The organism is Thermogemmatispora sp. (assembly GCF_019683635.1).
Taxonomy (GTDB): domain Bacteria; phylum Chloroflexota; class Ktedonobacteria; order Ktedonobacterales; family Ktedonobacteraceae; genus Thermogemmatispora.
On sequence record NZ_JADGIA010000159.1, the window covers coordinates 1 to 12,426 of the forward strand.

General features: G+C 59.2%; 10 protein-coding genes. 5 read left to right on the top strand and 5 right to left on the bottom strand.

The features are described from left to right. Together IRZ31_RS15800 and IRZ31_RS15805 are read left to right on the top strand one after the other, a co-directional pair. A partial coding sequence (locus tag IRZ31_RS15800) for a response regulator transcription factor (RefSeq protein WP_297155338.1) occupies positions 1-705 on the top strand: 705 nt, incomplete at its 5' end. Positions 706-767: 62 nt separating this feature from the next. After that, on the top strand, positions 768-2,030 hold the full coding sequence (locus IRZ31_RS15805) for an ATP-binding protein (protein ID WP_297155340.1): 1,263 nt from the start codon (positions 768-770) through the stop codon (positions 2,028-2,030). Between the two features lie 78 nt (positions 2,031-2,108). Here IRZ31_RS15805 and nfi read toward each other — a convergent pair whose 3' ends face one another. From nfi to IRZ31_RS15830, 5 genes are all read right to left on the bottom strand, one after another. Then, positions 2,109-2,861: a deoxyribonuclease V gene (gene nfi / locus IRZ31_RS15810; RefSeq protein ID WP_297155342.1), complete on the bottom strand. Its 753-nt coding sequence runs from the start codon at positions 2,859-2,861 to the stop codon at positions 2,109-2,111. A 4-nt stretch (positions 2,862-2,865) separates the two neighbouring features. After that, the gene (locus tag IRZ31_RS15815; RefSeq protein ID WP_112429524.1) at positions 2,866-3,645 is read right to left on the bottom strand and encodes a class I SAM-dependent methyltransferase; all 780 of its coding nucleotides are present in this window, start codon (positions 3,643-3,645) and stop codon (positions 2,866-2,868) included. A 247-nt stretch (positions 3,646-3,892) separates the two neighbouring features. Continuing rightward, the gene (locus tag IRZ31_RS15820) at positions 3,893-4,483 is read right to left on the bottom strand and encodes a hypothetical protein (RefSeq protein ID WP_297155345.1); all 591 of its coding nucleotides are present in this window, start codon (positions 4,481-4,483) and stop codon (positions 3,893-3,895) included. Between the two features lie 458 nt (positions 4,484-4,941). Further along, the gene (ppdK, locus tag IRZ31_RS15825; RefSeq protein WP_363325679.1) at positions 4,942-7,689 is read right to left on the bottom strand and encodes a pyruvate, phosphate dikinase; all 2,748 of its coding nucleotides are present in this window, start codon (positions 7,687-7,689) and stop codon (positions 4,942-4,944) included. A gap of 226 nt (positions 7,690-7,915) precedes the next feature. Further along, entirely contained in the window at positions 7,916-8,542 is a 627-nt protein-coding gene (locus IRZ31_RS15830; protein ID WP_297155349.1) for a HEPN domain-containing protein, read from the bottom strand. Positions 8,543-9,132: 590 nt separating this feature from the next. Here IRZ31_RS15830 and IRZ31_RS15835 point away from each other — a divergent pair. The 3 genes from IRZ31_RS15835 to IRZ31_RS15845 all read left to right on the top strand — a co-directional run bounded on the left by IRZ31_RS15835 (position 9,133) and on the right by IRZ31_RS15845 (position 12,132). After that, the gene (locus tag IRZ31_RS15835) at positions 9,133-9,759 is read left to right on the top strand and encodes an RNA polymerase sigma factor (protein WP_297155353.1); all 627 of its coding nucleotides are present in this window, start codon (positions 9,133-9,135) and stop codon (positions 9,757-9,759) included. Beyond that, on the top strand, positions 9,756-10,799 hold the full coding sequence (locus IRZ31_RS15840; protein ID WP_297155355.1) for a hypothetical protein: 1,044 nt from the start codon (positions 9,756-9,758) through the stop codon (positions 10,797-10,799). The genes IRZ31_RS15835 and IRZ31_RS15840 overlap by 4 nt, the downstream gene beginning before the upstream one ends. Before the next feature lie 145 nt (positions 10,800-10,944). Continuing rightward, positions 10,945-12,132, top strand: a complete 1,188-nt coding sequence (locus IRZ31_RS15845; RefSeq protein ID WP_297155357.1) for an acetyl-CoA C-acetyltransferase — start codon at positions 10,945-10,947, stop codon at positions 12,130-12,132. The last annotated feature ends 294 nt before the right edge of the window (positions 12,133-12,426 follow it).

A 12,426-nucleotide genomic window follows, 5' to 3' on the forward strand; every position in this document is an offset into this window, starting at 1 on the left:
GTGCTGAAGAGGGGAAGAACTGTGTATATCCTTGTGGTTGATGATAGCCAGTTTACAACTGCGCTGGTGCAGTTTGCCTTGAAACAGGAAGGCTACGAAGTTGAAGTCACGGACAACCCTCGCGGGGCCATGCAGATGATCCAGAAGCGCGAGCCTGACCTGTTGATTCTCGACATTGCCATGCCCTATCAAAGCGGTTTCGAGTTTACAGCCAGGTTGCGGGCTGAGGGCTACGATATCCCTCTGATCTTCATGACCGCCCAGGATAGCATGGAGTCTAAGCTCAAAGGCTTTCATATTGGGGCTGACGACTATATTTGTAAGCCTTTCGATCATCAGGAGCTGGTCGCGCGCGTCCAGGCTGTGCTCCGCCGTATCAAGCGTAGCAAGCGCAGCGAGAGTCAAAGTATCCGCGTTGGCTCGATCGAGCTATTCCCGGCTGAGCTGCAGGTCGTCATCAATGGGCGCGTTAAGGTACCCTTGACCCGTACCGAGATGCAGGTCCTGCGCATCCTGATGAGTTGCCCCGATCAAGTGGTCAGCCGCGATCAGCTTCTCTCTTCAGTCTGGAACGATAATGAGAATAATAGTAATATTGTTGATGTTTACATTGGCCGTTTGCGCAAAAAATTAGAGCCGGATGCTGCTCATCCACGGCATATTATTTCTGTGCGTCGTATCGGATATAAGTTCGTCAGTAAGTAAAAGGGGGGAACGTGGTGAAATCGGTCTCTCGCCGCTCTCGGGTGAAGGAGCGTGCTCCTGTCGTGGCTGAGGCTCAGCCGCTGAACAGTGCCGACGGCATTGATCAGTCGTCATCTGGGGATCGAGCGCGCACGCGGGGAGAAGCAGAAGGTAGGAAGAAGGTAGTGCGTGAGCGGCATCCACCGGAGCGGGATGTCCGGGCAAATATGGAGCTGCTAGCGGACTGTGCCGGGAAGGCACTGGCTGCCACTACTGATGTGGCCTTCCTGCTAGACAGCTGCTTTCGCCTCCGAGCCTTTAATCCCGCAGCGGCGGCTATCTTAAAGTGGGAGGCGGCTACGACCATTGGTCAGGGCTGTGCCCAGGTACTCAGGTGTCGCAACCTGGACCATATGCAGCTCTGTGGGACCTCCAGCTGTCCACTGGTGCGCGTTTTACAAGGAGGGCAGGCGCTGGCCAACGAGGAGATCATACTCGGTCCCGAGGCTATCCAGGGTTGGGAAGCCTCGGTCAGTGTCACCCCTGTCGATACTGCCGAAGAACCCTATGTCTTCTTCCTTGCGCGTGATGTCTCTGCTCTCAAAATGGCCAATCGCATGCGAGAGCACTTTGTATCGATGGTCTCGCATGAGTTACGCACGCCGCTCAACTCTGTGCATGGCTTTATTGAGCTACTCTTGCGCGGTCAAATGGGGCCTTTGAACGATACCCAGCGCGAGTACCTGGGCTACGCCAGCGAGGCTTTGCAGCAACTGCTCTCGCTAGCTGAGGATGTCCTCTTCATGGCACGCTCCGATGCTGGACACTTTGAGATCCGGCTCCAGCAGGTTAACGTGGAAGTCCTGGCGCAGCAGGTTCTGGAGAGCTTGTTACCGCTGGCACGCAAGGCCGAGATCGTCATGAGCAAGGAGATTGAACTGCCCGCTCCGCTGCTGCGCGCTGATCCGCAGCGGATTAAGCAGGTGCTTGCTAACCTCTTGGGGAACGCCATTAAGTTTACCCCGCCGGGTGGGACCGTAATCTTACGGGCCTGTCCCGATCCTGATGATCCTCAGATGGCGTTGCTCTCCGTGAAGGACACCGGCTTTGGTATTGCGCCCGAGGATCAGCCTCATGTTTTTGAGCGCTTCTATCAAGCCACCCATAGTATGCAGTCCCGCATGGGTGGCTATGGCCTGGGGCTGACCATTGCTCGTCTCATCATTGAACAGCATGGAGGTCGCATCTGGTTTGAGACAGTCCCTAATCGGGGCACAACCTTCTATTTCACTCTTCCTCTCTATCGCGAACCGGTGCTAGGAGAAGAGAGAGGCAAAGGCGGCTAACCGGGCCAGGAGGCCCACCGCCCTGCTCGCTTCTCTAGATGAGACGGGGAGCGGTGCAGGTGGCAGACCAGAGTGCACTTACTGCCAGAGCGAATCCTGGACGGCTTCGTTGGGTGTATCCTGTCCCTCCTTGGGTCTGCTGACTGGCTCTCGGTAGGCGTTATTCTTTGAGAGCCGGTCGGCCAGGCGCGTCGGCTCGGGTAGGCGATAACCGCGACAGCAGGAGAGAACGTAGCGGATGCTTGTCTCCAGACTGATCCGATGGCCGATAGAGATGATCATTGGCTTGACGTGCTCGCGCGTACGCACGGCGGCACCGATGATCTCTCCGTGATCGAGCAGAGGGACCCAGGAACCGACTGTTTCGCCTAGCTCCTGCTCGTTGTAGTGGCCACGCAGGACCGATTTGGCGCATCCAATTGTAGGGAGATCCAGCCAGAGGCCCAGGTGCGAAGCGATGCCCAGCCGACGCGGGTGAGCGATCCCCTGACCGTCGACCATGATCAGGTCCGGCTCCTGCCGCAGCAGATTGAGCGCCCCCAGCACGCAAGGCAGCTCGCGAAATGAGAGCAGGCCCGGGATATACTCCATGCGTACTGGCTCTTCGTAGACATGTTGCTCCTCCAGCTGCAGGGAGGGATAAGAAAGGAGAACGGCGGCGGCGCGTGCCAGGCCATTATTTTCATTAATCGCCAGATCGACGCCAGCAATGTGCTGAACCTGGGGCGGCAGGCGATCCTCGCGAATCACTCGGCTGGCCAGCTCTTTCTGCAGAGCGACGGCCTGCTCGGGCGGCAGATTCCACTCATGCAGGGGGCGTACTGCTCTCATGGGCTTATCGTGCCTCCGCAATGAAGATCATGCGCGGGCTTTGCAGCTCGTAGGGGGCCATCTCATAATTGCCGTAGACATCCTTGACGACAAAACCCGCCTGCTCTAGCATCAATTCCAGCTCACTGCGCTCAAAGAGATAAAAAGTGGTGCGCGTCACCGTGCGGCGCACCGTTTCCCCCTGGCAGTACTGATCATAGAAATGGACCAGCTCCAGCATGTGGCGGGTGTTGGAGGCGGCAGGAGAAACGAAATGGGTCAAAAGACTGCCATCCTCGCATGTCCAGGTCCCCTGATGCAGAAGCTGCCCGCTCAGATTTTCCATCGCGCGAGCATCGGCGTTGCTGAGATCGAGGATGAGCGTGGCGCCGGTCACCAGGTGAGCGCGTAACAGGGCCAGCGCTTGCTGCTGGTCTTTACGCGTGGTCAAGTGGGCGAAGGAGCCGAGCGCGATAAATGCCAGCCGAAAGCGCTGCTCCAGATGTAAAGCCCGCATATCCTGCTGTACCAGCGTCACTCGTGACAGCAGGCCCTCCTGAGCCAGCCGCTGGCGTGCGCGTTCCAGCATATGCGCTGAGATATCGACCCCGGTCAGCTCATAGCCTTCGCGGGCCAGTGGTAGCAGAAGACGACCACTGCCACAGGCCACCTCCAGCAAAGGGCCGTAAGGGCCGCATAGCTCGGCGAAGTCCCGATAGAGGTCCAGGTCTTCCAGGAAATGTGCGTGTTCGATGTCGTAAAAGGCTGCTATGGTATCGTAATCGTTTACTCTCTCTCGTTGCATAGAAAGATCCGCTCCGCGTGGCTCGGCGATGGGCGCTTTCTTATGGAATACTCTCCCGATGATAGCACGGTGGCAAAAGAGCCGCAAGAGGGGAAAAAGAGGAGGGGAAACAAGCTCTGGCCGGGGCGAGGTGACCACAAGCACAAGGAAGGAGCCGTCATGACCTCTCTGCTGGCCTGCCGGCAGCAGGCCAGTAAACCATCCTGATGAGGTCCTCTACAACGAGCGGCTCCGGAACGGGGAAAGATTAAATCCCATCCACCGAGGTGATGCGATCGAGGGTGGGCAGGGCCTGAGTGGCAAAAGTCAGATGAACCTCATAGATTGCCAGGTCGCGCCAGACCGTGACAGTGAAATGGTAGGGGTCCAGCTCATTCACTGAGAATTCAGAGACCTTGCCGAAGCGCTGATCTTGCGCGCGCGCGAGCTGAAGATAGCCATTCAGATCCAGATGCTGCCCTTTCACTGTGGCGTCGCTTGCCAGCTCGATATAGGCTGATTGATACTGCTGCTGCTGGATAGCCGTGTAATAATCCTGCACGACCGTCTGGTGGGCCGTTTCAAGGGTGGCTGGCGAGACGCTCTGGCTGAGGCTCTGACTGAGGCTCTGGCTGGCCTGCTGGAAAGCCAGGAAGGCAGTAAGGCCGCAACTGGCCAGACTGGCTACTATGAAGAAGGTGATGGCCAGCGGCAGCCACCAGGGTTGCTGAAGTGTTGGGGGCGGAGCGGGAGCAGCTGTTAGCGGCGCAGGACCGCTGTAGGGTGGAAACGGCCCCATACCCATGCCAGAAGGAAAAGCCGTTGATGGTGGCGAAGGAAACCATGTTGGAGGTACCATGTTCGGTGCAGCGGGCCAAGGCTGCGGGCCTGATGCTGCAGGAGACCACGATGAAACCAGTGGCGGCTGCTCAGGTTGATTCTGTTGCTGAGGATCTGATTGCATCAAGCCTTATCCTTCTGCTCCAGATGAGCCAGCGAGCTGATAGCAAAACTTCGATCAAACTCCTCCTTGCAGAGCAAGATAAGTATAATAAACCAGAGCACGTTTGGCAAGGCTGTAACAGCCCATGTGTGAGCCGCGAGAGTTGGCCCTGGCCTACAAGAGCACCTGCTTCGCCTTGGAGGAAAGGTAAACTTTCCCAGCAGCCAGCGCCGCTCTGGCAGACCAAGCAATGCGGGCAAATCCCCCTACCCTGTTACGGGGAGGATTTGCCCGCAGCCTGAAGCTTCGCGCGCTCAAAAGCAGCCCGCGGGCCAGCGTAACAGTGCTAATTGACTGACCCGCGTCTGCTGTATTTACTTATCCTTCTCGGACTTGCTCAAAGCGGCCTGGGCGGCGGCCAGGCGAGCCACTGGTACGCGGAAAGGCGAGCAGCTCACGTAATCGAGACCAACCTCATGGAAGAACTCGATGCTGCTCGGATCGCCTCCGTGCTCGCCGCAGATCCCCAGCTCAATCTGTGGATTCGCAGCGCGTCCCTTCTCAGCCGCCATGCGCACCAGCTGACCCACGCCGTCGCGGTCGATCGTCTGGAAGGGGTTCACTGGCAGGATCTTCACCTTTTCGGGCAAGCCCGGGGCATCCAGACCGTCGACGTACTTCATCAGGAACTTGCCTTCGGCATCGTCACGGCTGAAGCCAAAGGTTGTCTGCGTCAGATCGTTGGTGCCGAAGCTGAAGAAGTCGGCCACTGTTGCAATCTGATCGGCGGTCAGTGCGGCGCGCGGCAGCTCGATCATCGTGCCAAACTTATACTCGACTGCAGAGCCGGCCTCTGCCGTGACCTCCTTGGCCACAGCCTCAAGCTGGCGGCGCACCTCGCGCAGCTCGTTCACGTGCCCGACCAGCGGAATCATGATCTTCACCTGTGGCTTCTTCCCTGTCTTTTGCGCCACCTCCAGAGCAGCCTCCAGGATCGCGCGTGTCTGCATAATGGTGATCTCCGGGAAGAGCAAGCCCAGGCGGCAGCCGCGCAGGCCAAGCATCGGGTTCATCTCGCGCATCGCGGCCACGGCATCGAGCAGGGCCTTCTTCTCCTTGAGAGCCTCTGGATCGGCGCCGGTGGCCTCCAGGCGTGTCACCTCGACCAGCAGCTCCTCGTAGTTCGGCAAGAACTCATGGAGTGGCGGATCGATCAAGCGGATCACCACCGGGTAACACTCCCCGGTGCGCGGATTGACCATTGTCTCAAAGATCCCGATGAAGTCGCTGCGCTGGAACGGCAACAGCTGGTCGAGAGCGGCCTGGCGCTCCTCGGGGGTCTTCGCCAGGATCATCTTCTGCACGATGGGCAGGCGCTCCTGCTCCATGAACATATGCTCGGTGCGGCAGAGGCCGATGCCCTCGGCGCCGAACGTGACTGCGCGCTGAGCATCGCGCGGGTAGTCTGCGTTGGCCCATACACCTAGCTTGCGGATGCGATCCGCCCAGCTCAGCAGCTTCTGTAGCTCTGTCTCCTTCTCGAAGTCTGGTTCCACCGTTGGGATCACGCCCGCAAAGACCTCGCCGGTGTCACCATCGATGGAGATCTCATCGCCTTCGCGGATCACCACGTCGCTACCGACCACGCGGAAAAGCTTCTCCTCTTCGTAGACGCGGATGCCCTCGCAGCCGGCCACGCACGGGAGGCCCAGACCGCGGGCCACCACCGCGGCATGGCTGGTAGCGCCGCCGCGGGCCGTCAAGATACCCTTAGAAACGAGCATTCCGTGGACATCATCGGGGCTGGTTTCTGGGCGGACCAGGACCACGGGTACGCCGGCCTTCCCCAGCTCCTCAGCGCGGTCGGCATCGAAGACCGCCTTACCCGCGGCGGCACCGGGCGAAGCATTCAAGCCGCGAGCCAGGAAACGCCCCTCCTTATGAGCGCGCGCCTTCGCCTCCTCATCAAAGCGCGGCAGCAGCAGCTGATAGATCTGCGTTGGATCGGAACGGCGGATCGCCTCCTCTTCGCTGATCAGTCCCTCCTCAACCATGTCGACAGCGATCTTCACGGCTGCCCTGGCCGAGCGCTTGCCCGAGCGCGTCTGCAGCATATAGAGCCGGCCACGCTCCACCGTAAACTCCATATCCTGCATATCGCGATAGTGTCGCTCCAGACGGCGGGCGATCTCCTGGAACTGCTCGTAGACCTGGGGCAGCTCCTCCTTCAGGCGGCTAATCTTCGAAGGGGTGCGGATGCCAGCCACCACATCCTCACCCTGGGCGTTGAGCAGGTACTCACCGTACAGCTCCTTCTCGCCGGTGCTGGGGTTGCGTGTAAAGGCTACGCCAGTCCCGCTGTCATTGCCCATATTGCCAAAGACCATGCTCTGCACGTTGACAGCGGTACCCAGATTGTGGGGGATCTTATTAAAGTTGCGGTAGTCGATGGCGCGCTTGTTATTCCAGGAGGCGAAGACCGCCTCGATGGCGCGTTTGAGCTGCTCGTAGACATCGGTGGGGAAGGGCTGACCAGACTGGCGCTCAGCGATCTGCTTAAACTCGGCTACCAGCTCCTTGAGAGCTGAAGCTGGCAGCTCAGCGTCGCTGCTGGCTCCGGTGCGCTCCTTGTACTCATCAAGCTTCTGCTCGAACTCGCGGGGATCGGCGTCGAGCACAATCTTGCTGAACATCTGGATGAAGCGCCGATAGGCATCGTAGGCGAAGCGCTCATCGCCGGTCTGCTCTACCAGCCCCTGGACCGTCTCATCGTTGAGGCCCAGGTTCAGCACCGTATCCATCATGCCTGGCATGGAGAACTTCGCGCCCGAGCGCACGGAGACGAGCAAGGGATTGTGGCGATCGCCAAAAGTCTTCCCGGTCTGCTGCTCAACGATGCGCAGCGCGGCCAGAGCCTGCTCCCACATACCCGGCGGGAACTGCTTGCCTGCCTCGTAGTAGGCATTACAGGCTTCAGTTGTGATGGTGAAACCTGGAGGAACCGGCAAGCCAGCCTTCGTCATCTCGGCGACGCCTGCCCCCTTGCCGCCGAGCAAATCGCGCATGCTGGCACTGCCTTCAGTGAACAAATAGACCCACTTGCGCGGCGATTGCTTGACCACCTCTTCAAAGGGCGTTCCCTGGGGCTGCCCTCCTGTGATTGCTTGCGTCACGAAATACTCCTCCCAATTGATAGAATACTCAGGATCTATAGAAGCCGAATCACGACGCCAGGGGAATCCTCCTCATAGAGGATGGGTAGGACGTAGCGCTGCAAGCAACCGGGTCGGCGCTGACCCGCGCCGCTGGATTGCGCTGGAGAAGGCGCGTGCTCAGTCGGTCGATCAATCAGGCGCTGGTAAAGATCCTTCCCCTGGCCCAGCGCAAGACACGGCGGGCACGCTGCACATGGTCGTTAGCCTCGGAGGCGCTAATGACCTCATCGGCCTCCTCGGGGGGCGTATCAGCATAAAAGGTTTCGGGATGGAAAGGAGTGAGAGCCTCCATATCCTGCAGGATCTCAGCCGGTGCGCCGACACGCTCGCCCAAGGCTCGCAGATCATGGTTATAGGGGGAACGACGTCCGAAAAGGAGCAGGCTCACCGCCTGGGCGGCCTTCTCGGCCACCTGGTTGCAGTAATCGACGCAGGCGAAATGTCGACCGAGGTTCAGCTCCAAGCCTGCCGTGGCCATGTCCTGGGCAGCCTCGGCGAACAGGGCCAGCGCCCCCTGCAAGTCGCCCTCTCCAGGCTGAGTGGTCTCTGTCTCCTCTTCGTCCTCTGCCTCCGCTCCATCTCTTTCGCTCGTACGCCCCGTTTCTCCGCCAGCTGACGTTGAGCTGTCCTCTTCTCTAGGGTGGGAGGGAGGAGCCTGCTCCGGCTGCTGCGGGCTGACGCCTTCCAGCAGCAGCCGCTCCAGATCCTCCTCGGTCTCATGTGGTTGAGGGGCGTCACCCGCGGTGTGGCGCTCTGACATCTGAGTAAGCTCTCCCCAGTGCCCGCCCAGGGGTCAGCTACGGCCAGCCGGCCAGCCAGCCAGCTAGTGCCCCGGGCGGCTATTCTCTTGGCTCAAACGACCTGTCCCCTGCTCGTAACGTACCAGGCTTTCCGCTTATTGATACCTCTGTGTGTTTCTCCTCTATATTAGTCCTGTCAGCGCGTGGTGTCAATGCAGGTTCACCAATCATTGACGGAGAATGGTGAGGGCGGCCTCTGCTGACCCCTGCAGGGCCATCGCCGCTGAATGAATGGGTAGATCTGAGGAAACTGCCTGAAAAAGCTGACCTGTTAACTCGTGAGAGGGAGAGGGAGAGAGCAAGGCAGTGGCCTCCTGGTGAGCGCTGTGGCAGGCAAGGTTGCTGGCCTTGTGAGTGGAGAGCATCTCCCCAGTATATCCACTGGCATGTTCTATTCACCGGGCGTTCCTGCTATACTAGGTATGCATATGCATGCTTTTAGCAAGGTCAGTGAAGATGGCGAGGGTGCAGGTAACTGCTGGCTGATAACGCCAGTAACGCTGGTGCCGCCGCTGTCGCAGAGGCCCGGAGAGAAAGAGTACATGTCAGCATGACAGAGAAAACGCCTGCGCATTCGCAGAGAGCCGGCTCTGAATCTTTTGCTGATTCCGAGAGTGCCCTGGCCTTAAGCAGGCTCTACGAGCGGTTCAGTCGGCCAATTCACTCCTATATTTATCATCTGCTAGGGAACCGTGAGGACGCTGATGATATGACGCAGGAGGTCTTTATCCGTGCCTGCCTGGCCTGGGATCATCTGCGTGACCGGGAGAATCTCAGCGCCTGGCTCTATCGCATTGCGACCAATCTCTGCGTAGATCTCTTGCGCAGGCGGAAGCGTATTACCTGGTGGCCTCTCTCCCTGAGTAGTCATCAGGGCGAACACGATGAAGGCTCGATCTCCGAGGAGTTTGCTCTGTTGCTGGCTGATAGCGGAGGCATTCCCGAAATCGTGGAGCGTGAACATATCCGTGCCGCGCTGGCGGCGATGCCCCTGGATTATGCTATCGTGCTCGTGCTGAGCGCCGTTCAGGGCCTGCCCTATCAGGAGATTGCTACCATCATCGGAATCTCCCCCAACGCTGCCGCAACACGCATATCTCGGGCGAAGAAGATGTTTATCGAACGCTATATACGCATCGAGCGAGAACATCTGAAGGGGGAGGAGCGCCGGCGATGAGCGAGGAGATGCATAAATCTGGTTTGCCGCCACTGCCATCAACTCGTGAGAGCGGGCTACAGGTCTGCGAAACCATCCAGCTCTACCTGGCTGTTCTCGATGACTTGAGCTTTGAGCAGGCGCAGGCGGTGCTGGAGCATGTCTACGATTGCCCTTCCTGTCTGCGGACCTATCGTCTCTTGAGCCAGGTTACTCAGCTACTGCGTAAACTAGAGCAGACAGGTCCCTCGGCGCGCGTAGACCGGGCTGTCTATCAGGCGATTGTGGCCCGCTGGGGGCCACCGGTCACCACCAGCCGGGAGGTCAAGGCAGGGGAGTTCCGCAAGCAAGTCGACGTGACTCGCACCCAGCCGCGCTTGACGGCTCTGCCTCCTCCAGTCCGCCGCTCTACCGTTCGCCGTCTCCTCTTTCTCTTGCCGGCGGTGGCGGCTCTGGTTCTGCTTGTCCTCGGGGCCTCCATAGGGCTAAGCACGGCCTGGCATCCCTCACAGGCGTTCGCCTTACCGACTGGACTCTCCTGGAGTGGCTATGTGCTTTACCATCGTCAGACCAAGATGAGTGATGAAGGGCTACCTTATCATGTCGAAACCTATCATAACCTGGGAACCGGGGAGCTGCATGTGGAGGCCACCATGCCAGGTCATCTGGATGTGGTGCTGATCAGCAATGGAAAAACGGTGCTTGGACTGGACATGATGCATCACGTGGTGCAGTGGAATCCTGCCCAGTGGAGTGTCCAGGACACAGCCTTTGATCTTGGACTGTTGCGTCGCGATCTGCAGCAAGGTAGTGCTCACTATCTTGGGCAAAGCCACTTTCAAGGGCAAACAGTCTACCGGATCTGGTTGCCCAGCAACTACATTTTACTGCTGGATCAGCACTACCGTCCAGTTAACCTCCTCTATGCCGATGGCGCTCAGCAGGGGCAGCCGGTGTACGACAGTCTGCGTCTGCTGGCGGAAGACCAGGTCTCTGAGCGTCTCTGGGATATGCGCCCACCCGCGGACTTTCTGCCGGGCCGGCTTCCCGCCGAGCCTTAGCATCACACTGATTCTCGCTTGCTTGCATCGGTCTGGAACTGGAGGCTACAATGGGAGGACGAAGGAGCAGCAGGGCCTGGAGAAGGGCGGCTGTTCCGGCGATGAAGCAATCTGAGAGGCTGCACTGGCAGCAGGAGCACCCATCATGACAACAGAACCAGTGCCTGTGATTGTTGGCGCGGCGCGCACCCCGACGGGGAAATTCTTAGGGGCGCTTGCGAGCTTTACGGCCCCGCAGCTGGGGGCTATAGCGATCAAGGAGGCGGTGCGCCGTTCGGGCATCGCTGTCGAAACCATTGATGAAGTTATTATGGGCAATGTGGTCTCGGCGGGCCTGGGGCAGGCCCCGGCGCGTCAGGCGGCGATTGGGGCTGGCTTGCCCGTCGAGATTCCTGCCTTCACCGTCAACAAAGTTTGTGGGTCGGGCCTCAAGGCCGTGATGCTGGCAGCTCAGGCCATTCGGGCAGGCGATGGACATGCCTTTGTCGCCGGCGGCATGGAGAGCATGTCGAATGCCCCTTATCTCTTACCGAAGGCGCGCACTGGCTACCGCATGGGCCATGCTGAGCTGGTGGACGGCGTGATTCATGATGGCCTCTGGTGTGCCTTCGAGCATGTGCATATGGGGAACGAGGCAGAAATTATTGCCGAGGCCTTTGGGATCTCGCGCGAGGAGCAGGATCGGTTCTCTCTCGCCAGCCATCAGAAGGCCGCAGCAGCGACAGCCGCTGGCCGCTTTAAGGAGGAGATTGTCCCGATCGAGGTCAAGCAGAAGGGGGCCAGTGTCTTCGTTGAAAGCGATGAGCCGATTCGCCCTGATACTTCGCTGGAGGCCCTGGCCAAGCTCAAGCCGGCTTTCCAGGAGCAGGGAACGGTCACGGCGGGTAATGCTCCTGGACTCAGTGATGGTGCCTCAGCGACGGTGGTCGTGGAGCAAGCACTTGCTCGTGAGCAGGGGTTGCCGGTGCTCGCCCGTATTATCGGCTATGCCTCGGCTGCCATTACACCCCGCTATATCTTCGCTGCCCCAACACGTGCTGTCAAGCGGCTGCTGGAGCTGACTGGCTTGCAGCTGAGCGACTTCGATTTGATCGAGGTGAACGAGGCTTTTGCCGCTCAGACGCTGGCTAATGGGAAAGAGCTGGGTTGGGACTGGAGCCGGGTCAATGTGAACGGGGGAGCGATCGCCCTCGGCCATCCTATTGGCTCCAGCGGTTCGCGTATCTTGATTACCCTCATCTATGAGCTACGGCGCCGTGGCGGCGGGCGAGGTTTGGCGACGCTCTGTCTGGGCGGCGGTGGTGCCGTGGCCCTGGCCGTTGAGGTCTCGTGAACAGCACCAGCCTGCCTTGGCTTGCTCCCCGCGCCTCGTCCGTCCTGTTCGTTGCCGAGACCAGGACCGATGAGGCGCGGGAGTAGCCGGAACTCTTAATCCTGCTCCGCCCCTCTCCGAGACCGGCAGCCTCTACTGGTCTGTGACAACTTCCCTCTTCGCTCTCCCCTTTTCATCACCAGAGTGCTTATTTTCTGGTTGCTATGCCCTTCCCCCTTAAGACGTCATTTCTAATAATCACGTTATCTATTCATTTAAGATAATCGATTTAAAATAAATCGTAGAGAAGAAGTT